Annotated in this window: 25 protein-coding genes; 2 read left to right on the top strand and 23 right to left on the bottom strand. The window is 54.3% G+C overall.

The window, feature by feature from the left end; genetic code table 11:
* Positions 1-38: 38 nt before the first annotated feature.
* Positions 39-1,244: a YhgE/Pip domain-containing protein gene (locus tag KI379_RS09480; protein ID WP_212984666.1), complete on the bottom strand. Its 1,206-nt coding sequence runs from the start codon at positions 1,242-1,244 to the stop codon at positions 39-41.
* 186 nt (positions 1,245-1,430) lie between these two features.
* On the opposite strand from KI379_RS09480, the gene KI379_RS09475 reads away from it, so the two are divergent.
* Positions 1,431-2,051, top strand: a complete 621-nt coding sequence (locus tag KI379_RS09475; protein ID WP_212983400.1) for a TetR/AcrR family transcriptional regulator — start codon at positions 1,431-1,433, stop codon at positions 2,049-2,051.
* Here the strand turns inward: KI379_RS09475 and KI379_RS09470 are convergent.
* The 7 genes from KI379_RS09470 to KI379_RS09440 form a co-directional block, all read right to left on the bottom strand.
* Complete coding sequence (locus tag KI379_RS09470) at positions 2,041-2,859, bottom strand: methyltransferase domain-containing protein (protein ID WP_212983399.1); 819 nt, start codon at positions 2,857-2,859, stop codon at positions 2,041-2,043. The two genes, KI379_RS09475 and KI379_RS09470, sit on opposite strands and share 11 nt — an antisense overlap.
* A gap of 281 nt (positions 2,860-3,140) precedes the next feature.
* Positions 3,141-3,665 carry a cysteine hydrolase family protein gene (locus KI379_RS09465; RefSeq protein ID WP_076167343.1) on the bottom strand — a complete coding sequence of 175 codons (525 nt, stop codon included), beginning with the start codon at positions 3,663-3,665 and terminating at the stop codon, positions 3,141-3,143.
* Positions 3,666-3,773: 108 nt separating this feature from the next.
* Positions 3,774-4,742: an acetylxylan esterase gene (locus KI379_RS09460; protein WP_212983398.1), complete on the bottom strand. Its 969-nt coding sequence runs from the start codon at positions 4,740-4,742 to the stop codon at positions 3,774-3,776.
* Positions 4,743-4,993: 251 nt separating this feature from the next.
* Positions 4,994-5,296, bottom strand: coding sequence for a YciI family protein (locus KI379_RS09455; RefSeq protein ID WP_212983397.1), 303 nt, complete (start codon positions 5,294-5,296; stop codon positions 4,994-4,996).
* A gap of 83 nt (positions 5,297-5,379) precedes the next feature.
* Positions 5,380-5,862 carry a DinB family protein gene (locus tag KI379_RS09450; RefSeq protein WP_212984665.1) on the bottom strand — a complete coding sequence of 161 codons (483 nt, stop codon included), beginning with the start codon at positions 5,860-5,862 and terminating at the stop codon, positions 5,380-5,382.
* Between the two features lie 176 nt (positions 5,863-6,038).
* A complete protein-coding gene (locus tag KI379_RS09445) occupies positions 6,039-6,548 on the bottom strand; it encodes a hypothetical protein (protein ID WP_212983396.1) in 510 nt (169 codons plus the stop codon).
* Between the two features lie 77 nt (positions 6,549-6,625).
* Positions 6,626-6,907 carry a hypothetical protein gene (locus KI379_RS09440; RefSeq protein WP_212983395.1) on the bottom strand — a complete coding sequence of 94 codons (282 nt, stop codon included), beginning with the start codon at positions 6,905-6,907 and terminating at the stop codon, positions 6,626-6,628.
* A 354-nt stretch (positions 6,908-7,261) separates the two neighbouring features.
* On the opposite strand from KI379_RS09440, the gene KI379_RS09435 reads away from it, so the two are divergent.
* Positions 7,262-8,698: an MFS transporter gene (locus tag KI379_RS09435; RefSeq protein WP_244879230.1), complete on the top strand. Its 1,437-nt coding sequence runs from the start codon at positions 7,262-7,264 to the stop codon at positions 8,696-8,698.
* Positions 8,699-8,757: 59 nt separating this feature from the next.
* On the opposite strand, the gene KI379_RS09430 is transcribed toward KI379_RS09435, so the two are convergent.
* The 15 genes from KI379_RS09430 to KI379_RS09360 all read right to left on the bottom strand — a co-directional run bounded on the left by KI379_RS09430 (position 8,758) and on the right by KI379_RS09360 (position 26,362).
* Positions 8,758-10,026: a S8 family peptidase gene (locus KI379_RS09430; RefSeq protein ID WP_212983394.1), complete on the bottom strand. Its 1,269-nt coding sequence runs from the start codon at positions 10,024-10,026 to the stop codon at positions 8,758-8,760.
* Positions 10,027-10,429: 403 nt separating this feature from the next.
* The gene (gene rbsB, locus KI379_RS09425; protein ID WP_089546759.1) at positions 10,430-11,353 is read right to left on the bottom strand and encodes a ribose ABC transporter substrate-binding protein RbsB; all 924 of its coding nucleotides are present in this window, start codon (positions 11,351-11,353) and stop codon (positions 10,430-10,432) included.
* Positions 11,354-11,369: 16 nt separating this feature from the next.
* Entirely contained in the window at positions 11,370-12,338 is a 969-nt protein-coding gene (gene rbsC / locus KI379_RS09420; RefSeq protein WP_212983393.1) for a ribose ABC transporter permease, read from the bottom strand.
* Between the two features lies 1 nt (position 12,339).
* Positions 12,340-13,821, bottom strand: a complete 1,482-nt coding sequence (locus KI379_RS09415) for a sugar ABC transporter ATP-binding protein (RefSeq protein ID WP_212983392.1) — start codon at positions 13,819-13,821, stop codon at positions 12,340-12,342.
* A gap of 15 nt (positions 13,822-13,836) precedes the next feature.
* Positions 13,837-14,235: a D-ribose pyranase gene (gene rbsD / locus KI379_RS09410; protein WP_116230995.1), complete on the bottom strand. Its 399-nt coding sequence runs from the start codon at positions 14,233-14,235 to the stop codon at positions 13,837-13,839.
* Complete coding sequence (rbsK, locus tag KI379_RS09405; protein ID WP_212983391.1) at positions 14,235-15,113, bottom strand: ribokinase; 879 nt, start codon at positions 15,111-15,113, stop codon at positions 14,235-14,237. The genes rbsD and rbsK overlap by 1 nt, the downstream gene beginning before the upstream one ends.
* A 1-nt stretch (position 15,114) precedes the next feature.
* Entirely contained in the window at positions 15,115-16,095 is a 981-nt protein-coding gene (locus tag KI379_RS09400; RefSeq protein ID WP_076167374.1) for a LacI family DNA-binding transcriptional regulator, read from the bottom strand.
* Between the two features lie 551 nt (positions 16,096-16,646).
* Positions 16,647-17,546 (bottom strand): YitT family protein, encoded by a 900-nt coding sequence (locus tag KI379_RS09395; RefSeq protein ID WP_212983390.1) that lies wholly within the window; start codon positions 17,544-17,546, stop codon positions 16,647-16,649.
* Between the two features lie 163 nt (positions 17,547-17,709).
* A complete protein-coding gene (locus KI379_RS09390; RefSeq protein WP_076167377.1) occupies positions 17,710-18,936 on the bottom strand; it encodes a cation:proton antiporter in 1,227 nt (408 codons plus the stop codon).
* A 4-nt stretch (positions 18,937-18,940) separates the two neighbouring features.
* Positions 18,941-19,435, bottom strand: coding sequence for a cation:proton antiporter regulatory subunit (locus tag KI379_RS09385; protein WP_076167379.1), 495 nt, complete (start codon positions 19,433-19,435; stop codon positions 18,941-18,943).
* 541 nt (positions 19,436-19,976) lie between these two features.
* The gene (locus KI379_RS09380) at positions 19,977-20,324 is read right to left on the bottom strand and encodes a hypothetical protein (protein ID WP_143811838.1); all 348 of its coding nucleotides are present in this window, start codon (positions 20,322-20,324) and stop codon (positions 19,977-19,979) included.
* A gap of 283 nt (positions 20,325-20,607) precedes the next feature.
* The gene (locus tag KI379_RS09375; protein ID WP_212983389.1) at positions 20,608-22,806 is read right to left on the bottom strand and encodes a hypothetical protein; all 2,199 of its coding nucleotides are present in this window, start codon (positions 22,804-22,806) and stop codon (positions 20,608-20,610) included.
* Positions 22,807-22,820: 14 nt separating this feature from the next.
* Positions 22,821-24,479, bottom strand: a complete 1,659-nt coding sequence (locus KI379_RS09370) for an extracellular solute-binding protein (protein ID WP_212983388.1) — start codon at positions 24,477-24,479, stop codon at positions 22,821-22,823.
* Between the two features lie 61 nt (positions 24,480-24,540).
* Complete coding sequence (locus KI379_RS09365; protein WP_076167385.1) at positions 24,541-25,437, bottom strand: carbohydrate ABC transporter permease; 897 nt, start codon at positions 25,435-25,437, stop codon at positions 24,541-24,543.
* Between the two features lie 13 nt (positions 25,438-25,450).
* Entirely contained in the window at positions 25,451-26,362 is a 912-nt protein-coding gene (locus tag KI379_RS09360; protein WP_089546755.1) for an ABC transporter permease, read from the bottom strand.
* Between the last annotated feature and the right edge of the window lie 58 nt (positions 26,363-26,420).

Below are 26,420 nucleotides of genomic sequence, written 5' to 3'. Positions count from 1 at the left end.
TAGCAGGATGAGCGAGATTTTGGCATGGGCCGCCTTCATTACGCCTCCACGGTCTGTGTCTCGACGGTACCTCTTGCTGTTTGCCGGTTTTGCCGAACCTTCAGAGCCGAGCCAAGCAGAACAACCAGACTAACCGCGGCAATGCCGGTTAACACGGCAGTCGAATGATTCCAATCCAGGCCCCGGCCGAAGAAGAACATTTCACGCAGCCCTTCCACCATAAACCGCATCGGCAGCCAAGGGAACACGTAGTCGCGGTAGAACGATCCCATCATCTCGGCTGGAAGGCTCAGCAGAGGAGCCCCGAAGAAGAGCAGCAGGACAAACAGCACCATCGACTTGAGCCCTGCCCAGGACAGTACGGCGGAGATCATCAGGAAAAAGGCAAAGTAGCATAGTGACAAAAATATCGCAGTAGCCGTTCCGTCCGGAATATGGAGTCCCCAGCTCCCGGCAAACCAGGTCAGGCCGAACCCGGCAATAAGTGCCAGAACAGCTCCCGCGACGGTCTGGACTACTCGGGCAGCGAGCAGAGATCGGCGGTAGGCGAAGTTCAGTTTGCTGATGACGAGATAGAATATAACCCCGCCCAAGATGCTGCCCATCCAGATCGGCTGGAATAACGACACCGGCGCGTTGCCGTTCGCCGTATGGGTGCCTGTCTCATGGACATTTTTTACGTCCTTCGCAATAGGCGCCGCCAGCACGGATGCCTGCTGCACCGTAACCTTGCCGCTCTGCTTACCGGCTGCAGCCAGCAGGTCAGCGCGGATCTTCGCATTCATCGTGTCGACGATTTGGTTGAGCACCTGACCGGCCATGGTGGAAGCCGAAGCGCTCATGCCTTGGTTCACGTAAATGCGCAGCTGAGGCTGCACCGGTTTATCCGTGAGCAGCGTCGCTTGATTCTGGCTGAAATCGGCCGGAACCACCAGCGCGGCATAATATTTCTGTTCATCCAAACCGGACATCGCTTCCTTTTCCGTGTTTACATGAACCCATTCAATCGCCGGTCCATCTGCTGAAGCCGTGGATGAAGTCTGCTGTTTAATCATACCGGTCAGCGTTTCTCCCATATTTGTCGCGGTTCCGTTCGGCAGCGTCACGCCTTGATCCTCGCTGACCAATGCGATCGGCAGGCGGACCGGGGTCGGATTTATGGTCGGAATCATCGCCAAACTAAACACAAATATAACGGCGGCTACGATCAGCGGCAGCACCCACACCAGCTTTTGCTTCATCAAAGTCATTTCACTCATCACTCCTATGCCTTTATAGTTTGTTCAAGATAATGAACATCGCGTTGATTATCTCGGGCAAACTCATTATAATAAGAGCGCATACACGGTTCAATAAACAATAATCCGGAATGTGCGCATTACTCGACACATTCTTTTAAAGTGTCTACCTCGGATTCAAGGAGTGATCACATGGACGGAAACACAGACCGGCGGATCGTGCGGACGCGGCTGGTCATCCGCGATGCGCTAACGGAGCTGATTGAGGAGAAGGGCTTTGAAGCCGTATCTGTAAAGGATATTACGACTCGGGCGAATATTAACCGGGGAACGTTTTATTTGCATTACCGTGACAAATTCGACCTGCTCGAGCAGAGCGAAGCCGAAGTGATTGAGGGGATCATCGCGATCATTACGAAGGCGACGTCAGAGGATCTGGAAACGTACCGGGAAACCGGCATCTCGGTCTCCCTGATCGTTACCGTGTTCGAATATATCGAGGAGCATGCGGCTTTTCTCAAAGCCATATTAGGGCCAAAGGGAGACGTATCTTTCCAATCGCAGCTGAAAGCGATGTTCCGGAAAAATCTGCTGGAGAAAAATTTATCGCCGCTGATCCGCAAAGAGAACCTGCAGGTCCCTGCCGAATACTTCCTGTCATATGTGTCTTCTGCCCATCTCGGCATTATCCAGCAGTGGCTGATGAGCGGAAGACAGGAAACGCCGGCAGAGATGGCACGTATTCTGTCTCTGCTTACGTTCCGGGGTCCTTTCTATGCCGCAGGCATAGCCGTATCGGATCCTAAGGCTTGATGCCAACCACGGTAAGCATGTACATCGTTATAGATTCCGCCTCGGAATGAACCCATTGGCGGTACTCCCGCTCCGCCCTTTCATTTTCCCCGCGTGTTATGAATCCATCGCGTTCCATCTGCGGCCCCCGGCTGGAAGCGGTATCCGCCCACAGGCCAGACCGCTGCGCATAATCGGGATCATCCCGCCGCACCTCTTCATGGCAGGGCGTGGCCTTGACCTGTGCAAGTCCTGCCTGCTGCAATAAGTCCGGGAGATCGTCCGCAATCCGGTTGTTCAGGCCGGCATCCTCACGCCAGTTCAGATACGCGGAATAGAACGCGAGCATGCTGGCAGGCGGCTGCGGCGACCAGGCGATTTTTTCGTGGTTATAGTCGGCAATGACGATCTTCCCGCCAGGCTTTATCGCCTTTACCATAGCCTTGAGCGCCGTTAACGGATCGGGGAGCCAGACCATGAGCCGTGAGCAGGTGACGATATCAAACCCAGAACAACCCTCCATAGCTTCCTCAAGCGAATAGATATCGCCTTCCGTAAACGATAGCCCGGCAACCTTTCCATGCGTCTGCCTTGCTTGCTTAATCAAAAGGGGGTTTTGATCCACCCCGACTACGCTGCCTTCCGGACCTACGGCTTCCGCGATGCCGCGGGTAATGGCTCCCGTGCCGCATCCAACATCAAGGACCGACATGCCCTTCGTTAACATTCCTTGCAGGATGGGATGCGATAATGCCAGCGTTCTGGCCTGAAGAACATCCGTCAGTTTGCCGGATAATTCGGTACGCCGGGTCATCGGCTCATTATTCATTTGCTGCCGCCTCCTTTTAACCGGATGATTGGGTTCTGATTAAGCTTACACAAAGGATTTTTATAGTTCTAATATATAAATCGTATAGATATAATAGATTTTAACTATAAAAACCGTCATCCACGGCAGCCGATCAGGAAAGCTGTTGGCTTCCCTTCCCCATTATTCATGCGCCGCAACAGAAAAAAGAGCCTCGTTGTCATCAACGTGGGCTCCTTCCCAACCATACCCTAAACTTTATAAGTGCTGACTGTTTCATTCCAGCCGGGATCCGGACTTCCTTAGAACGCAATGGCTGCCGCTGGCTGAACCTTCGCAAAATCACGGAACATCCCGTTGTATTCCTCGATAATCTCCCGGGCGGTCCTGCCGCCTTGGTCATACGTCGTGTGGGCGTCTTCAACGACCACCACCTCGTAGCCCAGCTGTCCAGCGCGCTTGCTGGTAGCTTCAACGCACAAGTCGGTTTGAATTCCGGACACGATCAGCCTCTGCACGCCAAGCGAATTCAGCTTCTCCTGCAGGTCCGTCTCGTGAAACCCGTCGGGCGTAAATTTCTGTACGACGATCTCCCCTTCGGCAGGTGCGATCCGGGACTGGATCTGCCATGCAAAGCTGTTCGGCTCCAGCTGCTCGCCCGGTTCTTCGTTATGCTGAATGTACACGACAGGTACACCGCTTGAGCGCGCGTCCGTGACAAGACCCCGGATCTTGTCCAACAAAGCTTCGCCGTCGAAAACGGGATATTCCGGTACGAACATGCCTTCCTGCACGTCAATGACCAATAATGCGGTACCGCTGCTCATTTTTGCTTTCCCCTTCCAGAATGGAATTCATTGGCTCTGTGTTCATTCCGCATGCTGTCTTGAAATCATCATACCGGAACATATGTTCCTGGTCAATGCGAAATTATGCTATTCCGTGAACCACTCCGGGTAATGCTCCCGCAAATACCGCAGCTTAATCTCGGTCTGGCCTGCCCCGCCGCCTTCATGTCCGTTGAACGGATAGATGACGATGTCCTTGTCGCTTTGAATCCGGTTATAAGTCGCGAAATACATCTGGGGCGGACAGGTTTCGTCCTTGAGTCCAACGCTGGCCAGTACCCGGCACGCGATACGGTCGGCCATATTCATCGTGTCAAAATAGCTCAGGTTGTCCATTACAAGATCCGTCTGCTCCGGGTGGCGGTTTAAGTACTCGGCTACCGCTGCGAAAGCCCCGTGGTTACCTTCGATCCGGCAGACGAGATTGCTGTTGCTCGGCACGTCAACCATCGCCAGCACAGGACGGTCGTCCAAGGCAGATACCGCCGTCCCGAGCGCACCGCCTTGGCTGCCGCCCTCGATCACGATTTTTGAAGCGTCGATATCCGCTTGAGCGCAGGCAAAATCGATCGCCTTCAGCGCATCCATGTATGCATACCGGTAATAATATTCCCATTTGTTATGTACGCCTTTGCTGGCCACGTTCGCCACATATCCGTGCGAGTATGAAGCGCTGTTGCCGGTCCGCCCGCCTTGGTCACGGCAGTCTACCGACAATACGGCGATCCCCATCATCACCCAGTGCATCAGCTCGGAAGGCTTGCCCCTGCTGCCGGTAAAACCATGGTAATGAATCAGGCAGGGATATTTCTCTTTGTTCTCAAAAGCGGGAACGATCAGCCAGCCGTAAATTCTCGTCTCATCCATTCCGCAATACGAAACGTCGTATACCTTCACGTGCCGCGCCGGATATTCGATCAGCGTACGCTCCGGGTCCAGCGGGACCTCCTTGGCCTGCCTGATGGTCGTCTCCCAAAACTCGTCGAAATCGTCTTTCTTGGTGAGAGGGGGAAGGTAACTGTACAGTTCCTTCGACACCTCGTCTGTGTAGCCCATCGGTTCCATCCTCCTTCATAACAAGCAGTATACCGGATATGCCCCGTTTTTGCACCGGTATTTGCCTCGGTCCTCTGATAAGAATATTGGCAACTCCGGGCGATCCCAAAGGTCAGAATCAGCTTCTGCTCCACATACCCTGGGGACGTTGTTTAGGCACGTCAAATTCCCCGCAACACGAAAAAACCGTGAATTCTACCGTCCTACGCGGATAGAAACACGGTTTGCCCGCACGCTCTCCAGCTTACTTGTCATGCCTCTGGCTCGCCCATCAGCCAGCGCTTTGACTCATTCGCTTCCGTAAACTCCTTAATGTCGTAGGAGGCATAGTAACGCTCCTTAATAAAAGGATCCTGCATGACCCAGTCCTCAACCTCTTCGGCGCTGCGTCCGCTGAAGACCATCACCGCACCGTCCCCGTCTGTAAAAGGTCCGCATAACCGCAGACAGCCTAACCGGCTCATCGCCTCAAGATGCTGAACATGCTGCTCTAATAAATCCTCGCGGAGACTCCCGGTTTGTTTATTCCCTAATAACACCAGAAAGCTTCTCATTAGGTCCCCTCCATCCGAATGTACGTTCTCATCCTATTATAACGGATGGTGACGAGGGATCCATAGTTTGTAGAAAGCGGCAGTTATGCTTGACGATTCATCAAGCCCCGGCCGATCAAATTGGCGGAGACGGGCTTGAGCCCGAGTTCCCTGGACCAGACGGACAGCTGCCCGACATGGTGAATCTCGTGAGCGATCATATGCCGGATCACTTCGCCCCATTTGTCCTCAACGGGGTGGCCGTCCGGATGGACATCGCGGAATACGTTGTATTCCCAAGCATCATTCCAGGAATAAACAAACTCCTCTACTTCCGGCTTGAACGATTCCTGCAATTTCAGCACCTTGTCCAGACTGCGGTATCCGTCAAAGCTCTCCTGAAAATCAGGTTTTCCCTGCAGGCAGCGAACCCAGCTCCATTCCACATCGACGATATGAAACAGGGTGTGCAGAATACCGCCCACTCCGCCTGTGCGGGTGCGAAGCAGCTCCTCCTCCGGCACACTCTCACACCAGCGGAACCAATCTTCACGAACCTGCCAATTATATTGGAATAACGTTTTAATGAGCAATCTCCTCTTTCATATCGGAATCTTTCTTTGTCATACATGCCTAAACGGCTATTTCATTTACTCATATAGCGGGCGGGAGCACAATGGAAAATTAAAATATACCCGTTTTATACCGCTGCCTTTCAAGTAGAACAAAAGCTTATATTTTTGAAGAGGTGTGGAACCACGGGTCACTGCTGCCCGGGCTTGTCATGTACCTCGATGACGATGCTTCCACTTGCTTTCCCGTCGATGTAGGCGTCCAGCTTCCATAATCCTTTGGCCGGCAGATTCAGATAGCCAACAGACTCAACGTACTCCCGCGGCTCCTTCACAGGAGCGTCATTCTGGATTTGCGTCTTCCCTTCAAAAGCCGTCACCTGCTCCCCCGTCTCCCGGCTTGTTCCGATGACTTTCACTTCTTTATCCAGCAGCCGCCCGGTTTCTTCCGGCGTGTCACCCCAAAAGTGGAGGAGCTGCTTGTTGCTCGAATTCGCTTGTACTAAGCCGTCTACGATGGCAAATTTGTTTTTGCTTCCCTTGAGCCCGTACGGCACCGGATTCCCATCAGGTCCGGATTTGGAAATCGTAAACGAGGGGCTCTGCTGCCAATCTTCGTATCCCCCTGCTGTTTCTTTCTTAACTTCGCTGCAGCCGGACAACAGGAAGACTAACAGGAACGTTGCCCATATCAATCGCAAAACGCACTCCTCCTTGTTTTTGAGTCAGGGGCTGGATAAAGGGATTTTCTCGTAACCCTTCTGCCCGCCGCTCCATTTTAACCGGATATTTTTTTCTCCAGCGACCGGACATGGTCTTTCAGTTCCCGAATCTCCCGGTATAAGTCCTTGTAAGCGGAATAAACGAAGGATCCGATCACCATCAGCAGTAAGCCTGAGGTGGGAAAGAGGAATTTCAGGCAGTACCATACAATATAATACGCTTCGGGCGTATCCGATCTCGTCGTTCTGGGGATCCAAAGTGCCAGTCCCGAGAGAAGGAGGATCAGCCCCGCGGTCATGGAACAGATATAGAGGATCCGGTATTTACTAGTTTCCATTCCACTGCTCCTTTCACAGCTCCATCCCTTAACTATATACCATATTTTTCAAATCAAGTCCCGAGATCGGAGACGCTGATTGAATAATTTGTTTCAAATTTTCATTCTTGACCTTTTAGTCCGGAATGAATACAATGTGTTCAGGAGGTGATTCTGACATCACGGAAATGGTCTGAGCCCAGGATTATCCGTACTTCACCCATATCAGCGAAAATAGCGCATCTAAATATGCGTTTCTTTTTCGGTCATTCCAGACTATTTGGTCTATTATTTTTTTGCCATTTCCAGACTATCCAGTCTAATTAAAAGCAATACTTCTACGAACTTCACTCCAACGAGAAAGAAGGATGAATCATGAAAACACGTTATTCATTCAAGAGCTTGGCTATTTTTGTTCTGGCGATCGCCCAGCTGATGCTGGCGCTCGATTACACGATCATTTATGTGACGCTGCCGTCCATCGGCCAGGATCTTCATTTTACCGCGTCTTCCCTGCAGTGGGTGGTCAGCGCTTATTCGCTCATCTTCGGCGGATTTCTGTTGATCGGTGGGCGAATGTCCGACGTACTCGGCAGAAGGAGAATGTTTATGATTGCGATGGCACTGTTTGGGCTGGGATCACTGGCCGGCGGATTTGCACCGAACGGCATGACCCTGATTCTTGCCAGGGGGCTGCAAGGACTTGGAGGCGCGCTTCTCTCCCCCGCTACCCTGTCACTCATTATGTCCAACTTTGAAGAAGGTCCCGAGCGTAACCGGGCTTTGGGAATCTGGTCCACAATGGGAGGCGTGGGCATGTCGCTCGGTCTGCTTTTAGGAGGCTTTTTGACTAGCTATTCTGGTTGGGCCGCAACGTTCTATGTGAACGTACCGGTTGCCGTCATCGTCTTAATCTTGACACCTTTCGTCCTGGCTGAGAGCAGAATATCGTCTTCACAGCAACGGCATTTTGATTTGTCTGGAGCAATATCGGTTACGGCCGGTATGATTCTGGTCGTCTATTATCTAATCCAAGGTCCGGAGGAAGGCTGGACGGCTGCATCAACGCTCATTCCTGGCATTGCCGGTGTAATACTGCTTGTGCTGTTCGCAATCATTGAACGGCGCACCGCCAATCCGCTTATGCCATTCAAGCTGCTCAAAAACCGCAGTTTCAGCGGAGCTGTAATGACGGCAGTTATCTTTTCCGCATCATTCGGTTCGCTGTATTATTTTCTGACCATCTACTTGCAGCAGGTGCTTCATTATACGGCGATCCAATCCGGTCTCAGCTTCCTGCCGCTGACGATCAGCGCATTTCTCGGGGCAAAGCTCGTAAACCGACTCTTGAGCGTCACCGGAATGGCCGGGACGATTGGAATCGGAATGGCGCTGGGTGCCGCCGGATTCCTGCTGTTGATGCCAATATCGGCGAACGGTTCCTTCTGGGGCATCATGCCGGGAATCATTCTGGCGGGCCTCGGACAGGCCATCGTCTTCACCACGATGTTTATCGCCGCAGGAACGGGAATGGAGCCCGCGTATCAAGGCGTGGCTTCGGCTCTTGTCTCCACCGGGCAGCAGATTGGAGGATCCATCGGCCTTGCTGTCATTCTGGCGGTAATAACCGCCGGCCTCGGACCGGGCCACGGTATGGATGCCGGGAGCCCCGCCGACTTGAACCATGCGCTGCACTGGGCATTCGGCATGAACATGGTGCTTGCCCTGGCCGGCATTGTGGTATCCGTTGTATGGTTTAACAAAAGGAGAGCGTCCTCTCCCGCCGCGTCAATTCAGATGAATGAACGTTAATCTTTCCATATCCCATCGGTGGTCGATGAAAAAGGAGCAGGCATCTCGCCTGCTCCTTCTTACCGTTTGCTCCGGCCGGAAGGGATTAACAGCACCGGCCGGGACGCAGACTTTGCCTTCTTCAAGCGCCGCGTCTTGCTTGGGAATCGGCTCCCTGAAGCAACCGCCGCGGGTATGACCGCCGCGGGTGCGACCTGCAGCAGTCCGGCGCCTGCCGCCTGCCGGCCTCCCGGAATCTGAAGCGCGCTGGCTTCAAAACGGCGCTTAATTTCGGCCGGCCTCATCCTTGGGAACAGCGCCCTCAGCAACGCGGCTCCCCCCGTCACATGAGGAGCCGCCATCGAAGTTCCCGACATCTTGCCGTACGTGCCTCCGGGCAATGTTGATAAAATATCGACGCCCGGCGCCGCGACGGAAATGCCGTTCCCCCGGCTCGAAAAATCGGCAACCCGGTTCGCTCGATCCGTCGCGGCAACGGCGATGGTCTCGGGATAGCGGGCCGGGGCATCGATCAGCGGGCTGAACATCGTCCCCTCGTTTCCCGCGGACGCCGAAATGACGGCCCCCTGCTTGGCTGCCCGCTTAATGGCGTCCTGCAGCGCCTTGTTATTGCCTGATCCGGTCAGCCCGAAGCTCATGTTCATCACTTTGATTCCCCGTTTGAGGCACCAGTCGATCCCTTCCACAATGTCGGAAACAAAGCCGTTTCCGTTTTGGTCCAGCACCTTGACGGCGAACAGCTTGACTTTGGGCGCATTGCCGAAAATTTTTTGCCGTCCGGTGGCTGCCGCGATTCCGGCCACATGCGTGCCGTGGCCGTTATCATCCTGAAACGATCCGCCGGTAATCGTATTCACACCGCCCGCGATACACAGATCCGGATGCTTGGCGATGCCCGTGTCGATGATGGCCACCTTGACTCCTCGGCCCATCGTCTGGTTCCACAGCTCGGGCGACTTCACCCTGCTGACATTCCAGGGAATTTTGGCCGTGTCCACCAAAACGCTTTTCTTGGTGGCCTTGTTAGAACCGCCGCGTTTGGCGGCAGCAGCAGGCTTGATCGCGTGAGCCTTCACTTTCGCGTCCCGCTGGACATAGGCGATACGGGGATGCTGCTTTATTTTTTCCATATCCGTGGAGCGGTGAAAATGGCAGCAGATCAGCCGGTGGCTGTCCACGGCCTTCACCGGTTTGATTCCATTTGCGTTGAGTATATCAAGGCACTGCCGGTAATCCTGCTGCGTTTTGAACACGACGATCTGACGACTTGTTGTTTTGCTCGGGCGGCTGACGGCCGTTTTCTTCAATAACTTCTCCAGCTGCTTCACTGTATGCACCTCATTTGGAGGATGTATTCCTGATAGAATATGTGACATCGCCCGTATTGGTGTGCCTTTGCCGTGCTGCCTCAGCGTTAGCCCAGGAATAACCCAAACCGCAGGGAGAGTCATTAAACCAAATGGTACAGATACGCTGATATCTCCGTTCCGGTTCGCGGGGTGCACTCTGTGCCATGTTGGTATATGTCGGCGGGCTAAGCGATGTATTATCCACCTTGTCAGCCCATCTCTCCAGCAATCGTTAAGCATAAAAAAAGCCCCCGTCCTTCCTACGCAGCATTGACGTAAGATAGACTGAGGGGCAGCACCGTTCTCAGATGCTTTGTTCTATCATTTTAATATAAAAATCTATCTCTTTGCTGATCTGTTTATTCGTTACCTCTTTGCGATCTTACTGCTGATCCTTCGTCACCAGTTTCAGCGGCGCCGGGATCGACTTGTCGACCGTTTTGCCCTGCAGCACGTCCTTCGCCGCCTGCACGGCCATCTGGCCGATCAGCTCAGGCTGCTGCGCCACAGTGGCGGTCAGCTTGCCGGCTTTGATCGAGTTCAGCGCGTCCTCGTTGCCGTCGAACCCGATGACCGGGATATTTTTGCCGGAGCTTTGGATCGCTTCGATCGCGCCGAGCGCCATCTCGTCGTTGTGGGCGAAGACGGCTTGCACGTCCGGGTTGCCCTGCAACAGGTTTTCCATGACGTTCAGACCTTTGGTCCGGTCAAAATCGGCCGCCTGCTTGGCAATGACGTTCAGTTCGGTGTCGGCCACTTCGTGGAAGCCTTTGCCGCGTTCACGGGTTGCGGATGCCCCCGGCACGCCTTCCAGCTCGATGACTTTGGCGCCTTTACCGAGCATCTTCACGATGTATTCGGCCGCCATTTTGCCGCCCTTGACGTTATCCGATGCAACCAGCGCTTTGACGTCCCCTTTGTCTGATGAACGGTCAAGCGTAATGACCGGAATCCCCAAATCGTTGGCGTTCTGCACGACCGTGGAAATCGCGGCGGAATCCGTCGGGTTGATCAGGAGCACGTTGACCCCTTTTTGGATCAGGTCGTCCACGTCATTGCTCTGCTTGGCCGAGTCATTCTGGGCGTCGACGACGATCGTTTCCATACCCTGCTTCTTGGCTTCGGCCACCACGCCGTCCTTCAGCGAGACGAAGAACGGATTGTTGAGCGTGGAGACGGACAAGCCGATTTTCATTTCCTTAATATCGCCGCCCGTTTTGGGCTTGGCCCATTCCGGCGGTTCCAGCGAACAGCCTGTGGTCAGAATCAACAAGAGTGCAGCTGCGATTAGCGTTAATTTTTTCATGATGATCTACTCCTTCTTATGCGGATTTCTTCCGGTCGATCAGGACGGCGATCAGAATGACGATCCCTTTGACGACCATTTGGTAAAAGGAAGAAACGCCGAGCAAATTCAGACCGTTGTTCAGTGTACCGATGATAAGCGCGCCGATCAGGGTGCCGACGATGCGTCCGCGTCCGCCGGACAAGCTCGTGCCGCCAAGGACGACCGCCGCGATGGCATCAAGCTCGTAGGATGTGCCCGCCGTCGGCTGCGCCGAATTCAGGCGGGAGGTCAGGATGGCGCCGGCCAGAGCCGACAGCAGTCCTGCCAGGGAATAGATCATGATTTTTACGCGCGGTACCTTGATACCGGATACGATCGATGCTTTTTCGTTGCCGCCGATGGCATAGGTTTTACGGCCAAATGGCGTTTTATTAAGAATGACCCACAGAATGACAAAGGTAATGATCATGGTGATCGCCGGTACCGGGATACCGAGCTCGTATCCGCGCCCGAACAGCTGGAACAGCCGGCTGTCGCCAAGTCCTGTAATCGGGTTACCGTCCGTGTACACCATCGTCAAGCCTCTGAATACCGTCATGGTCGCCAGTGTAGCAATAAACGGCGCCATTTTACCTTTTGTAATGAGCAGGCCGTTCACCATACCCATCACGCCGCCGAGAAGACAGCCGATAATGATCGCCAGGATCGGATCAACCCCCGACACCAGCATATTGGCGACAAACGCACTGGACAATGCAAGAATCGAACCGACGGACAAATCGATGCCGCCTGTCAAGATGACGAAGGTCATACCAAACGCGATAAGCGCGTTGATCGACACCTGGCGAAGCAGGTTCAGAATGTTAAGCGGTTCCAAAAAGCTCGGATTCAGCACCGACACGATGATGATCAGGATGATCAGCCCCAGCAGCGGGCCCAGCTTTTGCGTCTCTTGCGATAGTTGGAAGCCTTTTGGCTTTTTAGCGTCTTGAATGGTTGTCATGTTACTGTCCCCCTGTTGCTAACGTCATTATTTTTTCCTGCGTGGCTTCTTCACTGCTCAGTTCCCCGCTGATTTCGCCTTCATGGACGACCAGGATCCGGTCGCTCATGCCCAGCACCTCGGGCAGCTCGGAGGAAACCATAATAATTGCAACGCCGCGTTCGGTTAATTCGTTCATCAGTTGGTAAATTTCCCGCTTCGCCCCAACGTCGACCCCGCGTGTCGGCTCGTCCAGGATGAGCACTTTCGGACCGATGCCAACCCATTTGGCGATAACGACCTTTTGCTGATTACCGCCGGACAGGTCGCCTGCCGCAGTTTCCGCAGACTGCGTTTTGATCTGCAGCCGTTTGACCAGCAGGTCAACGAAGTCTTTTTCCCGTTTCCCGTTAATAAAGCCTTTGGACGTAAAGCCGGACAAGCTTGGCAGCACCATATTTTCCCGGATCGAAAAATCGAGCAGCAGCCCTTCATCCTTCCGGTCCTCGGTAATAAAACCGATGCCGCGTTTGACCGCATCGTCAGGCTTGCGGATATGGGCTTTTTTGCCCTTAATCCAGATTTCGCCGCTGTCCAAGTGATCGAGCCCGAACAGGGCGCGCATGATCTCGGTCCGCCCCGAACCCATCAGGCCGGAGAAGCCGACGATCTCGCCGGAACGCACTTGAAAGCTGACGTTCTCGAACAATCCCTTGCGGGTGGCGTTCTTCACTTCGAGCACGACATCGCCGGGCGACGGGTTCCGCTGCGGGTAGCGCTCGGTCAGCTCGCGGCCGACCATTTTTTTTACGACTTCGTCAAAGTTGGTATGCGGTATGTCCTTCGTATCCACCGTTTTACCGTCGCGCATGACGGTGATCCGGTCGCAGATTTCAAATATTTCTTCCATCCGGTGCGAAATATAGACGATGGAAACGCCTTCCTTTTTCAAGGCGGCAATGACGTCGAACAGCTTGCGGATCTCCCGCTCGGTCAGCGCGGCCGTCGGCTCGTCCATGACGATGACTTTGGCGTCGGTCATGAGCGCCTTGGCGATCTCGATCATCTGCTGCTGGCCTACCGAGCACTCCCCGGCTTCACGCTGGAAGGGGATGTCTACCGACAGCTTGTCGAATTGGGCCTTTGCCAGCGTTTTCATTTGTTTGGTGCTGAGCAGTCCCCACTTCGTGGTCATCTCCTTGCCGATAAACAGGTTTTCAAGGACGGTCATGTCAGGCCAAATGTTCAATTCCTGGTGGATAAAAGCGATGCCCGCTCTTTCCGCTTCCTTCGGGTTGGGAAAATACGTCTCCTTGCCGTCGATCCGGATGACGCCCTCATCCCGCTGATGCAGACCAATGAGAATGTTCATCAGGGTGGACTTGCCGGCGCCGTTCTCCCCCATCAAGGCGTGAACTTCGCCTTCCCGAAGCTCAAAATCCACACCGCTCAGCACGTGGTTGGTGCCAAAGGATTTATAAATGCCTTGCATTTGTATGTGCATAAGGGTTCCTCCTCTTTATCCAAAATGGACGCCGGATTGCAGAATGCAGTTGGCGAACGGCTTAGCTTCTCCGGTCCGGATGACCGCCTTGGCTGTGCGGGTCAAAGCTTTAAACTGTTCGTGAGGCACGTCCTCAATCGGGCAATCCGCAAATGTATGGTCAATGTAAGCTTGCGCTTCTGGGTTATCCGTTTTCATTTCCGCGGCGACGATGACCTTTTCGATTTCCATGTCCTCCGCGATGGAACTCACGACCTCCTCAAAGCTCGGATTCCCAAGCTTCAGGGCGAGGTCGATTTTGGTGACCCCTTCGGGGATGGGAAGGCCCACATCGGCCACGACGATCGTGTCGGTATGGCCGAGGTCGGCGAGGACTTTGGCAATGTGACTGTTCAGCATCCCATGTTTTTTCATTACAGGCTCTCCTCCACTTCTTGACGTGTCGGCATGCCGCCCTGCGCGCCGAACTTCATGACCGACAGCGAAGCGGCACGGTTGGCGAACCGGATGCTGTCCGCAATCGGCTTGCCTTCGGCCAGCGCCACGGCAAAGGCCGCGTTAAAGGTGTCACCGGCGCCGGTCGTATCGACGGCTTCGACTTTGTAAGAAGGAATCACAACCTCTTCCTGTCCGTCAAAATAACGTACACCGCTGCTGCCTTCGGTAATGAACAGCTTGTTCGGATACCGGCACAGCGCTTCGGATACCCGGCCTTCGCCGAACATGATCGCAGCTTCGTGCTGATTCGGCGTGATGTACGCTGCGTTCTCGATCACTTCGTCCTTGACCGGACGCGCCGGCGCCGGATTCAGCAGCAGCGGGACGCCGTGCTCGGCACAGATCCGGCTTACGTGCTCCACCGTTTCTTCGGGAATTTCCTGCTGGATCAGCACCATATCGGCCGCGGTGATCGCTTGTACAGCCTGGTCGATATAGGCCGGCGTGACCTCATCATTAGCTGCTTTAACAACAACGATACTGTTGTCCCCTTCGGCAAGCACGATGTGAGCCGTTCCGCTTTCCATATCTGTAACCGGTTCCACATAGTCTACAGAAACTTGATTAGCTCGGAAATTGTTCAAAATGGCTTCGCCAAAGTGGTCGTCTCCCACCCGGCCGATCATGCTGACGCTCGCCCCGAGTCGGGCGGCTGCCACCGCCTGGTTGGCTCCTTTGCCTCCAGGCACGGTTTTAAAGCTCTCGCCGAGAACGGTCTCCCCCGCTCCCGGACGTTTGGACGATGTCACTACCAGGTCCATCGAGCTGCTTCCGATTACGCAAATGTTAGCCATCTTAATCCACCTTTCTGGTCGTATCCCGCTCTACAAAAGATACGGGCAGTTGTATATTTCGATTGTCCACGTTTCCCTGCTCGATCAGGCGGATCAGCAGCAGCGCCGCTTCCTTGCCCATATCGTAGGCCGGCTGCCGGATCGTTGACAGCGACGGGGAGAGCAGGCTGCTGAGCGGGATATCGTCAAAACCGATCACCTGCACATCCTCCGGCACGCGCTTGCCGAGGCGCTGAGCCTCATGCAAAACGGCGGTCGCCACGATATCGTTGCTGGCGATGACCCCGTCAGTGTCGAGATGTTTGGCGAACAGCTCTTTGGCCCAGCTTTCCGCTTCCGCAAAGGAAAAGGACGAAGTCTGAATGATGTTGTAGTCGATCCCCGCTTCCTCAAGTACCTCCACGGCGCCTTGGAACCGGTCCTGGGCGGGACGGATATGTACGGGTCCGCGCAGGACCGTGATCCGCTTGCTGCCGCGGGCGATCATTTCCTGTGCGGCCAGCCGTCCGCCCTTGCGTCCGTCCGAGTACACTGACGGGCTGTCGCTGGACGTCCGGTCCAGAAACACGACCGGGATGTTCAGCTTGGCGTATATATCCGAATCCGGACGGTTGGTTGATGAGATGACGCCGACCACGTTATTTTGAATGAAGGTTTGAATGTACTCCTGTTCCTTCTGCTCGTTCTCGTCACTATTGCCGAAAATGATGCGGAATTCGTTAGCCTGCATGCCGTCCTCCACGCCCCGCGCCAGTTGCGGGAAGTAAGGGTTCGTAATGTCAGGAAGCAAAAGTCCGATCAGCCTCGACTTGCGTTTGTATAATGATCTTGCAACCTCGTTTGGCGCATAATTCAACGCTCGAACCGCGTCTTCCACTTTCTTGCGGGTATCGGCGTGTACGTATCCTGTTTCATTAATGCACCGGGATACGGTCGCAACCGAAACCCCTGCATGGCGTGCTACATCTTTAATCGTTACCATCTGAAATTATCACCTCGAAATGTGGAACCGGTTACACACATAAAGTAACACATCACTTTGCGTTTGACAATAGCGCTTTCAAAAATTTTTGATTGGATAATTTTTGCAGATGGCATAAAATGCAGGCGCGGTGCGGAAAAATAAGTACAGTCTACTTGGTGTCCTCAGTGCAGTATAGGACGTAAAAGTAACAGCTATTTTGTGACCGCTACTTCCGCCCGGTCATCAATAGATGCAAAAAACAGCAAAGAGCAATTATTTGCAGTCAAAAAATCTGCTTTGGCGAACAACGGAAAAAGTGCAGTTCATTTCCGATTCACTGGCTTGCGGCCGTTTCACCGGAAATGAACTGCACTTACGCATGCACTTCTGCAACTAGTTAGCTTGTAATGCTCTGTTTTGCCAAACAAGAGTAAATTTCAGATACTTCGAGGCACTATGCCCCTTGCCACTTAAACTTTCTTCATTCGTGCTTCATGCCTGCTTCATGCCTGCTTCATGCCTGCTGTATTCCTGCTTCGTTCCTGCCTTATTCCTGCTTCGTTCCTGCCTTATTCCTGCTTCATTCCGGACCGCTCCACCCATACGATCTCCGCCTGCGGATCGGCTTTGCGAACCACCGCCTTGAAGCGCGGCACATCCAGCAGATGCACACTGTATATCAATCGAGTCTGAGCGGAAACCCGCGCGTAGTCGCTGTCACGATCAATCTCATGATCACGGTCATGGCCGATCCCGGCATCATTCCACGCGAGTCCTTCAAGCCGCAGCCGGCTTTTCATTTCGGCTTCCACCTGCCGGGGATTCGCCGTCGTCACGCCGGCCAATCGGCGAAACCCGAATATGACGATCCCGGCGGTTTCATATGCCGCCAGGCAGGCGAACGAGGAGTACAGCGTCCGCTCCCACCCCAAAGCCGCGCCGGCGGTGACCAGCACCAGGGCGTGGCAGAGCAATAGCAGCCGTTCCACGGAGATGGCTGGGCGGATGCCCGCCTGAATCCCGGCTGATCGGATGCGGTCGTATTTTTCAAGGCCAAGCGCGTCCAGCAGGCCGCCTGATTTGACGGCCAGCCCGCCGCCGAAGCCAAGGCACAGGCCGCCTGCCAGCGCGGCAATGACCGGCTCACCGCTGACGGCTGGCAGCGGCGCCAGCAGGAACGCCGACCCGGCAAATGCAAGCAGCCCCGGGAGCACCTGGAGCAATATTTTTTTTCGGCCCAGAAGTGAATAAAAGAACAGCAGAGGCAAATTAAACAGCACCAGCAGCATCCCGAAATGATTATCGGTGTGAAACGACACCAGGCCGGAAATCCCGGTGACGCCGCCGGCGATCAGCTCGTGCGGATGCAGAAACAGCTCAACGCCGACCGAGGCGGCGATGCCGCCGATCACCGATTTGAGAATGGCATGCTTGCTGTTTCTGCCGGAAGCCCCAAATGCTTTTCTCATGACCATACGGCCTGCTTGATCGGATCATGCATAACCTTCCCTCCCTAAACTGAAATGGAAGTCCATTGGATGGGATCGCATTTACCCAAACATTCGTTAGTCTTATCCAGCCACTTCACCATTGCGAACAATGGAACTAGCCTTGCAGCATTCTATCGGCTTTTTACAGCGCCTCTTCCTTCTGAATCCCCGGTTTTCGGTCCTTAAATTTGATCCAGCGGTTCAAGAAGGTAAAAATCGATTTCGACTGCTTGGTCAGCAGCGGACCCAGGATGGCCAGGATCAGCACGTAGATCGCCGAGAACGGCTGGAGGATTTCCATCAGGCCGCCGTCTTTGCCCAGGTTTGCCATAATGATCGAAAATTCGCCCCGCGAGACGATCGTCAGCCCGATGTTGGCCGATGCTTTGGGAGACAGCGAAGCCGTTCGCCCGGCCAGCATGCCGGCACTAAAGTTCCCGATCAGCGTCACAATGACCGCTGCCAGCGCAAGCCATATGGCACTTCCGCCCAAGGACATCGGATCAATGGACAGGCCGAAGCTGAAGAAAAAGATCGCCCCGAAAAAATCCCGGAACGGCATGATCAAATGCTCGATCCGTTTGGCGTGTTCCGTTTCGGCCAGCACCAGCCCGACCAGCAGCGCCCCGATCGCCTCGGCCACGTGGATCGTTTCGGAAAAGCCGGCGACCAGAAACAGTGCGCCGAAAATGACCAGGGCAAACAGCTCGTTGGAACGGATCCGCAGCCATTTGTTCAGATAAGGCACCGCTTTGCGCCCGAGAATAATGACGGCGAGCATAAACCCGAGTGACACAAGTGCCGACAGCAGCACGCCGCCGATCGAGCTGGAGTCGCTGAGCACAAACCCGGACAGTATCGAGATATACACAGCGAGGAAGACGTCCTCGAACATGATGATGCCTAGAATCATTTCGGTTTCTGCATTGGCCGTCCGTTTCAGGTCCACCAGCACCTTCGCTACGATCGCGCTGGACGAAATCGTCGTAATTCCCGCGATAATCAGCGTCTCGGCGAGCGGAAACCCGCTGAAAAATCCGAGCATCAGCCCAAGCGTAAAATTAATGCCGATATATATTGAACCGCCTACGGCGATCGACCGACCCGACTTGATCAGCCGGCCGACGGAGAATTCGAGCCCGAGGTAGAACAGCAGGAACAAAACGCCGATCCGGCCCATAAAATCGATAAACGGCGCGCTGTCGATAAACCGGAAATCGAAATGCCACAGCTCCATCGCATGCGGACCTACCGCCATGCCGATCAGGATATAGAAAGGGATCACCGAAAACCGCAGCTTTGCCGAGATCAGTCCCCCCAGTGCAATGAGGACTAGCGCTAAACCAATTTCAAAGACCAAATGCTCCATCCTTTCACCCGCTTCCGTTCATCAGAATTTGTTTGAACCGCTTTTGCTGCTCCCGCTCTCCGATGGCGACAACCGTCGCCTCCGCGTTCAGCACGGCTTCCGGGCCGGGATTCACTTGTTTGCCGTTACGTTTATCCAGCAGCGCGATCACCGAGACTCCGGCGTTTTGCCGGATGTTCAGCTCACCGATCGTTTTTCCCGTGCATCCATAATGCGGCTCGATCCGGTACCACTCGATCGTCAGCTCGTCAAACGCCATTTCCACCCGTTCGAGCTGCTTCGGTTTGTACGTCATACCGCCGACAAGAGCGGCCAGCTGCCGCGCCTCCGGATCTTCCAGGGTCACCATCGAGATGCTTTGGTCCAAATCCTCGTACGAAAAATGGTACAGCTCACGCCGGCCGTCATCATGAATGACCACGACCATCCGGTCGCCGCTGGCGGTATCCATTACATATTTCATCCCGATTCCGGGCAATACAGACTCACGAATATCCATGAGAATAGCCTCCTGTAATTACATGTTTATATTTGAGAAACATTTCACATATTATTGGGTTGCTGCAAGTGGCAGAATGCCGCGTTTTTTCGAAAAGGCTCAAGGCAACCGCAACAAAACAAACTCAGACTAAATGCTGCGCCGTATCAAAGGTATACCATTTGCCATCAAAGCCATTGCAATCCGCAGCCAATCCAGCACTGCATCAAAGCCCAAAAAGCCTGGCTGATCCACTATAAAAAACAACGAAATATGCCTAACCGATTTACTTTCAAACTAAATCCAGCCATGGCAGAAAAAACAAACGATCAACGATAAATCGTGACAAAAATATCAATAACGAAATTCTTCACACGTCAGCCAACACAACGGCATTGCCACACGCAGCAAACAGCAGCTGTCACAGAGCCAAGCCATCCTGCGGTCTTTCATCCATTTTTGGGTACACGAAACGAACCGTCCCGCTATCGGCTTTTTTACAGTCCAGGTTCGAGAATGCCCCGGCGCATGCCAATAAGGAACCGTCTATTCAGGAAGGAGATTAAGCCACATAACTCGAGGTAAATTTTATCGGAAGCAGCAGTAAATATTTTTTACGGAGAAAAACACACGGAACAAAGGGTAGCCGCGGTTTCGGAATACGCAGCACAAGCAGCAGCGGCAGCACAAAACAGAGAGGAAGCGCTGACGCCAGCATGATCAGTCTCTGCATGAGGGTTGGCGTTTTCCGTACGAGCGGTTTGCTTGGAGGATCGATCCGGCTGTACACCGTCTCGGTTTCCGTCGAACTTGCAGGGGAGGTAAACACTTCTTCTTCCAGGGAAACGGGAAAGGTTGCCATCTGAATGACACCCAGAACGACAATGAACATCATCCGAAGTCTATTCATCCATGCTGCCATCCTATCCCCCCTCTTGTGAAAAATTCATATATGATTATTCTAACACAAATTAGAGGATGTCTTCAAACTGATGGACAAGCTGAGACAAGCTGTGAACACTCTGATAAAAATTTTTGATCGATTTTGAAGGGCTGACGCAAGCGGCTGCCTCGATACCAGAACTCCAGAGGTGATGACCGAGACAGCAATAGCAGTAGGACCAAAAAACCGGCGGAACCAAGGGGTTCCACCGGTTTTCTTCACAATCTCACCAGAAAACTTGCTGATAAGCTTATTCCGCCCAATTCACCGCGATCTCAATCCCTTCCGGTACGCCGGGGTATCGGATCAAGACCGTTTTTGAACCGGGATCATAGGCACAGGCTGCCGGCTGTCCCCCTGCCGTCACGGCCGACGGTTCTGCCGGAACGCGAATACGCGTGCTGACCGTCATTTCGGAAGGGGACTCGGAGACGAATGTCAGCTTGCCTTCGAGGTACTGCTCCTCGCGAATCCGGGATGCGCTGACAAGAATGACCGGCTGGTCCTGCAACTGTGCCGCCGGATGGTCCAGATCATACAGAAGGCGGTCATCACCGGGCTGAAGTTCCACGCGGCTCAGCACCTGCAGCTCCGGATCAAAGAGATCGACGAACGCCCCTTCGAGCTGTGCCGCCGGCTCCGCGGCATCGCGCTCGTCGAGCGCATGCGCGATCACATACGGACCGCGCCGGATGTGAAGGAGGCCGCTCTCAAGGTACGCGTCCTGCTCCCCGCGGAACTGAAGCGCCTGACGCACGCTGCTCCGCACCTGCTCGGCGCCTTCCTCCGAGCGGGACAATTCCGCAGGATGCTGCCGGTAGTACAGCACGGCCCCATCGCCGACGCGGTGCTCTCCTTCGCCCGGGTTACGCCCCAGCCCCATCGACTCGAACAGATGCTCTTCCGGCCGGTCATAGGCGCGGCCGGTGTCGCGGTTCCACCATTCCTGCACGTTGTGGAAAGGATCGCTCCCGTCGCCGTAATAGATCAATACGCCTCCCTCGCGGACCCATTGCCCGAGAACCTGGTGGATACCGGGATGCTCCGGCTTCATCAGCTCGTAGCTCAGCAGCAGCACGCGGTAATCCGCCAAATATCCCGGAAAGGTCAGGATATTGTCCAGCTGGACCGGCCGCAGCGGAATGCCTGCTTTGACAAGTGGCAGCGCCATCCCGTAAAAGGCGGACCAATCCAGCAGCTCCTGCTGCGCTTCACTCAGCTCTTCCGTACCGGAGGTGCCGTCGTACTTAAACTCCTGTTTGCGTCCGTCTTCGTCCGGATCGACGTCACCCCGCTGATACATCGCGGAGTTCGCCAGCAGAACGCCAACGCCGGTCGTCGCCTCGCCTTCCTGCACATCCCCGTCATACCGGTGGATGTCCCGCAGCACGTTCATGACGGTAAGCAGGGACGTTTTATAGCCTGCCGGTATAACTTCCTTGCCGCTGCCGCCCTCTTTCGGATACCCCAGTTCGAACACCCGCCAAGGCCAAGGGCATACCTCGTATTGGGACACGCCCGGATGCAGCAGCGAGGCCACGACCGTCGAGCGGTAATTGTACGCGTAATCCTTCCACGTATAGCGCGGATTGTCCTCGATCGGGTCGTGAAGGAACCACATTTCGCGGCCGGTGCCGCGGGTCAGCTCCTGCATGACGCCATACTCCAGGAACGCCGTTTCAAAGGTGCGCTCCTTCCGGACACCCTTATAGACGTTTGCGGTCCGGGCGGTTCCCGTCCAGATCTGGGCGATGAAGCCGTCGCAGGCCGGCATGTTCACGAGCAGCGCTTCCGGGCTGATGATCCGCCACTGCGTGTAGTTGATCAGGCTGTGCGTCGGGACATAGAAGCGGACTGTACGGCCATAGTGAACAAGCGCATACTCTTTCATCTGGCTGCAGATCCGGTCCAGCGCCCGGTAATACACATACGCTTTCAGCTTGGAAGCGCGGTATTGGGCGTCGGGCGACGAGTGCGGAGGAATCCAATCCTCACCGTAGTAGTTCCGCCACTCCCGCTTGAAGGCTTCGGAATAACCCGAAGCCGCCCAGAATTCCGGCTCCTCCATATGGATGGCCTCGACGCCGCTGTCGATCGCCCGCTTGATGTGAGTCGCCAAATACTCGGCGAACGAGACGGTCGGCACCATGTACGGGACGTCCTTGCCGTGGCTTACCTGATCCCCCGCCCGGTTGACCTGGGCTTCGTCCCAGTGATTGCGCCCGTCGAAGCGGCCGTACAAATAATCCTGGTACTCCCCCCATGATACGCCGGTCATCAGATGAATCGTGTATCCTGCCTGCTTCCAGCCTTGAATGCGCTCCGGTAAATCATCCGATATGCCGTAGACCATAACGAAATCCGTGCGGAGATCATACTTCGGCCCGTAAGGACGGGATTCCTGAAATCCTGTCCACTCCGGTCCTTTGCTTCCCAATCGGCTGCTCAAGGGTGAACCCTCCTTTAGTTAGGCATCGACAATTTGACGACTTCTTTCCCTTTCAGTTCTTCGTTGACATACTTCATGGCGTCATCGTAACCGGTGTTCTTGATTTGCTCGCGAAGGTCGTTGATCACCTTCAGGGCCGCATCGTCCGACTTGGCGAAGATCGCCTGCTTCCATACGTCGCCGATTTGGTCCATGGACGGCTTCAGCGTTTCCCATTGCGGCGATTTGGTGATCACATCCCCCGGATTGAAGGCGGAAATGACGCTGATACCGTTCGGACGTAAAATTTTACGCGCGTTGTCCATCGCTTTCAGGCGTTCCTGGTCTGCCCAAATGTCTCCGCCGCCGACCGAATTAATACGGTCCATGCCGGTCATATTTTCCAGACCGATGCTGATGCCTTCGTTCTTCTTCGCCTTGCCCGTCGTGTCCGCCGTAAACTTGTCGAACCATTCCTGCTTGGCGGCCGGTTTGCCGTCAACCATATCCCAATGCGTCCCCTGAATACCGTAATGCACCAGCATGAAGCCTTCGTCGGAAGCGAGGAAATCGAGCAGCTTCAGCGCGGCGTCGACGTTTTTGGCTTTTTTCGTGATGACGGTAACGTTATTTCCTTGAATGTTCAGGTCGACCGGACGGTTCGGTTCTGCCCCGGCCCGCTCGAGAGGTCCGACAGGGACGTAATCGCTGCCCGGATGCGCTTTCACATATTCCTTGGAAGCGTCCAGAATGGCTGGGTAGTGCGCCGACAGCACCGCGATGCGCCCCTGCTTGATTTTCTCGTTCGCGATCGGGTCGGTCTGCGTAAAAGCATCCGGATCCAGCAGTCCTTCGGATATCAGCTTGCGGTAATACAGCGTGTAATCCTCGTAAGCCTTCGTGAAGAACACATGCTCCAGCGTGCCGTCGCCTTTATCCTGGTAATCGGCCCCGTAGAACATTGTATTCCCGATACCTACTGCCCATCCGTCATGGAAGCCGCCGAGCGGAATGACCGGTGCGCCGTTTTCGCTCAGATTGGCGTCCTTGATCTTTTTCAGGAAATTGTAGAAATCGTCCTTGGTCTTCACGGACTGCGGATCGACTCCGATCTTATCGGCGATGTCCTTCCGCACGTAAAATCCGTACAGCCAGTCGTTGACGTCCTTGTCGGTGGCCGGCTGGTTCTGGTACAGCATGTACTTCTTGCCGTCAATCCCGCCGATCGCTTTTTCGTACAGCGCCGGCGGCACGTTGTCCTTGGCGATTGCCTTGGCCAGGTTCGGATACTGGTCGATTTTATCCGTCAAATCCACAAGCTGGCCTTCTTTAGCTGCCTTGATGATACCGTCCAGCTCGCCGCCCCAGGCAGGTCCGGTATAAATGTCCGGCAGGTCCTGCGTCGCAAAAATCGTGTTGACTTTCTCGGCCTCGCTGCCTTTCGTGTAGTCGATTTTCACCTTGATGCCGGTTTTCTCCTCGATCGCTTTGAGTACAGGGTTCGTTTCCGAATCGGAGCCTGAGGAACCGTTCCAGTTATTCAGCACCGTGAGCGTAACCGTCTTGGAGTCCGCGCCTTTGTCTCCCCCGTCCGCACTGTCGCCGCTGCCGCTGCTGCTGCAGCCGTACAGCATGCCGGATATCAGGGTAAACGCCATCAGAGAAGCTGCCAATTTAAACCGCTTTTTTCTCATATGAACCCTCCCAATTTGAATGAATGTATATGATATAGTCCCGCATGCAGGACGTCTATCCTTACCCTTTGACGGATCCGATCATCGTTCCCTTGACAAAATAGCGCTGCAGGAACGGATAGATACACAGGATCGGAAACACGGTAATGACGAGCAGTGCCATCCGGAGCGATTCCGGCGTAGCCCCCGCCGCGCTGACATTGACGGTTTGTCCACCCTGCTGCGCAGCCCGCTGCATCGAGGACGACAGCGCCTCCGCTTCGGTCAGCATTTGCTGAAGCAGGGTCTGCACCGGGATGAGGCTTTTGTTGGACACGTAATAGGTGCCGGTGAACCAGTCGTTCCAGTGCATCACGCCGACGAACAGCGAAATGGTCGCCAGTACCGGACCGGACAGCGGCAGTATGATGCGCATGAAGATTTGGAAATCGCCCAAGCCGTCAATCCGGGCGGCTTCTTCGAGCTCTTCCGGGATGCCTTGTATAAACGTCCGGATGATGACGATATGCATAAAGTTGAACAGGAACGGAATGACATACACCCAGAAGTTGTTGATCAGGTGAAGCTTCTGCAGCGTAATGAAATAAGGGATAAAGCCTGCGCTGAAAATCGTGGGCAGAAAAATGTAAAAGGTGAAAAACGTGCGCCCGGGCAGCGTTTTTTTGGCCAACGCATAGGCCATCAGCGTACTGAGCAGCACGCTAAGCACCGTGCCGAGCAGCGTCCGTAAAATCGTGATTTTGTAAGCCTGCCAAATCTGCGGATTATCGAACACCTGGGCGTAATTGTCCAGCGTGAATTTCCGCGGAAAGAAATACAGAGCCCCCATCATGGAATCTTTACCGTCATTAAGCGAGTACACAAGCACGTAAATGAACGGATAAATCATGGAAAAGGCGAACAGCGTAAGCAGGAAATAATTCAATACGGTAAACCAGGAAAACGATCGTTTCTCCACGTAGGTCTCCTCCTTAGAACAGTGATACGTCGCTGACCTTCCGCGCAATCCTGTTGACAGTGACGATCAGGACCAGCGCAATCAGGCTCTGGAACAAGCCGACAGCTGCCGCATAGCTTAGCCGGCCCTGCTGGATGCCCTGAGTGATGACATGGACGTCGAGCACGCTGCCAATGGCTGCGGTGGAAGGACCGTTCAGAAGCAGAAGCTGTTCGAAGCCCGCGCTCATCAGGCTTCCCGTTGCCAGAATGAACAGAATGACCGCAACGTTTCGGATGCCCGGCAGGGTAACGTGCCAAATCAGGCGGAAACGGCCGGCGCCGTCGATTTTCGCTGCCTCATACAGCTGCTGGTCAATGCCCGCAATGGCCGCCATGTAGATGATCGAGTTCCAGCCGATGTTCTTCCAAACATCCGAGCCGATAATGACTTCATAGAACCACGAAGTGTTGTACAGAAATTGGATCGGCTCTACGCCCATCGACGACAGCAGGTCGTTGACCGGCCCGCCATAGGTAGCGAAGAGGCGCTGCATCAAAGTGACGACAACGATCCAGGAAATGAAATAAGGCAAATAGGATAAAGTTTGAACGGTCTTCTTGAATTTCAGATTTCGGATTTCATTGAGGAGGATCGCAAGGATGATGGGCATCGGAAATCCGATGATCAGTTTCATCAGGCTGATGATGATGGTGTTGCGGATAATGTCTGTCGACTGGTAATAATCGAAAAACTGCTTGAAGTATTTCAATCCCGCCCATGGGCTGCCTGTAAAACCGCCCACGAACGTATAGTCGCGGAAGGCGACCTGAATCCCGTAAAGCGGAACGTAGGAGAACAGAAAAAACCAGATGATCCCCGGAAGCATGAACAAGTAAAACAACTTATGCTTCCAGATCCGCTTCCACAGTGTTGACGAACTCATAAGCTCCACCTCTGTTTTCGGATAGTTTGAACGTTCCAGGTTTCGGCAAAGCGCTTAT

It is taken from the genome of Paenibacillus cineris, from assembly GCF_018333335.1.
Classification (GTDB): Bacteria; Bacillota; Bacilli; order Paenibacillales; family Paenibacillaceae; genus Paenibacillus_AQ; species Paenibacillus_AQ favisporus.
Note: the sequence above shows the minus strand (reverse complement) of the source record. Positions and strands in the feature narration are given on the sequence as shown.

Bases quoted from the DNA above. Each gene is read 5' to 3' on its own strand.
- KI379_RS09475 (WP_212983400.1), top strand. From the start codon at position 1,431: ATGGACGGAAACACAGACCGGCGGATCGTGCGGACGCGGCTGGTCATC.
- KI379_RS09470 (WP_212983399.1), bottom strand. From the start codon at position 2,859: ATGAATAATGAGCCGATGACCCGGCGTACCGAATTATCCGGCAAACTG.
- KI379_RS09465 (WP_076167343.1), bottom strand. From the start codon at position 3,665: ATGAGCAGCGGTACCGCATTATTGGTCATTGACGTGCAGGAAGGCATG.
- KI379_RS09460 (WP_212983398.1), bottom strand. From the start codon at position 4,742: ATGGGCTACACAGACGAGGTGTCGAAGGAACTGTACAGTTACCTTCCC.
- KI379_RS09455 (WP_212983397.1), bottom strand. From the start codon at position 5,296: ATGAGAAGCTTTCTGGTGTTATTAGGGAATAAACAAACCGGGAGTCTC.
- KI379_RS09440 (WP_212983395.1), bottom strand. From the start codon at position 6,907: ATGGAAACTAGTAAATACCGGATCCTCTATATCTGTTCCATGACCGCG.
- KI379_RS09435 (WP_244879230.1), top strand. From the start codon at position 7,262: ATGAAAACACGTTATTCATTCAAGAGCTTGGCTATTTTTGTTCTGGCG.
- rbsB (WP_089546759.1), bottom strand. From the start codon at position 11,353: ATGAAAAAATTAACGCTAATCGCAGCTGCACTCTTGTTGATTCTGACC.
- rbsC (WP_212983393.1), bottom strand. From the start codon at position 12,338: ATGACAACCATTCAAGACGCTAAAAAGCCAAAAGGCTTCCAACTATCG.
- KI379_RS09415 (WP_212983392.1), bottom strand. From the start codon at position 13,821: ATGCACATACAAATGCAAGGCATTTATAAATCCTTTGGCACCAACCAC.
- rbsD (WP_116230995.1), bottom strand. From the start codon at position 14,235: ATGAAAAAACATGGGATGCTGAACAGTCACATTGCCAAAGTCCTCGCC.
- rbsK (WP_212983391.1), bottom strand. From the start codon at position 15,113: ATGGCTAACATTTGCGTAATCGGAAGCAGCTCGATGGACCTGGTAGTG.
- KI379_RS09400 (WP_076167374.1), bottom strand. From the start codon at position 16,095: ATGGTAACGATTAAAGATGTAGCACGCCATGCAGGGGTTTCGGTTGCG.
- KI379_RS09395 (WP_212983390.1), bottom strand. From the start codon at position 17,546: ATGAGAAAAGCATTTGGGGCTTCCGGCAGAAACAGCAAGCATGCCATT.
- KI379_RS09390 (WP_076167377.1), bottom strand. From the start codon at position 18,936: ATGGAGCATTTGGTCTTTGAAATTGGTTTAGCGCTAGTCCTCATTGCA.
- KI379_RS09385 (WP_076167379.1), bottom strand. From the start codon at position 19,435: ATGGATATTCGTGAGTCTGTATTGCCCGGAATCGGGATGAAATATGTA.
- KI379_RS09380 (WP_143811838.1), bottom strand. From the start codon at position 20,324: ATGAATAGACTTCGGATGATGTTCATTGTCGTTCTGGGTGTCATTCAG.
- KI379_RS09370 (WP_212983388.1), bottom strand. From the start codon at position 24,479: ATGAGAAAAAAGCGGTTTAAATTGGCAGCTTCTCTGATGGCGTTTACC.
- KI379_RS09360 (WP_089546755.1), bottom strand. From the start codon at position 26,362: ATGAGTTCGTCAACACTGTGGAAGCGGATCTGGAAGCATAAGTTGTTT.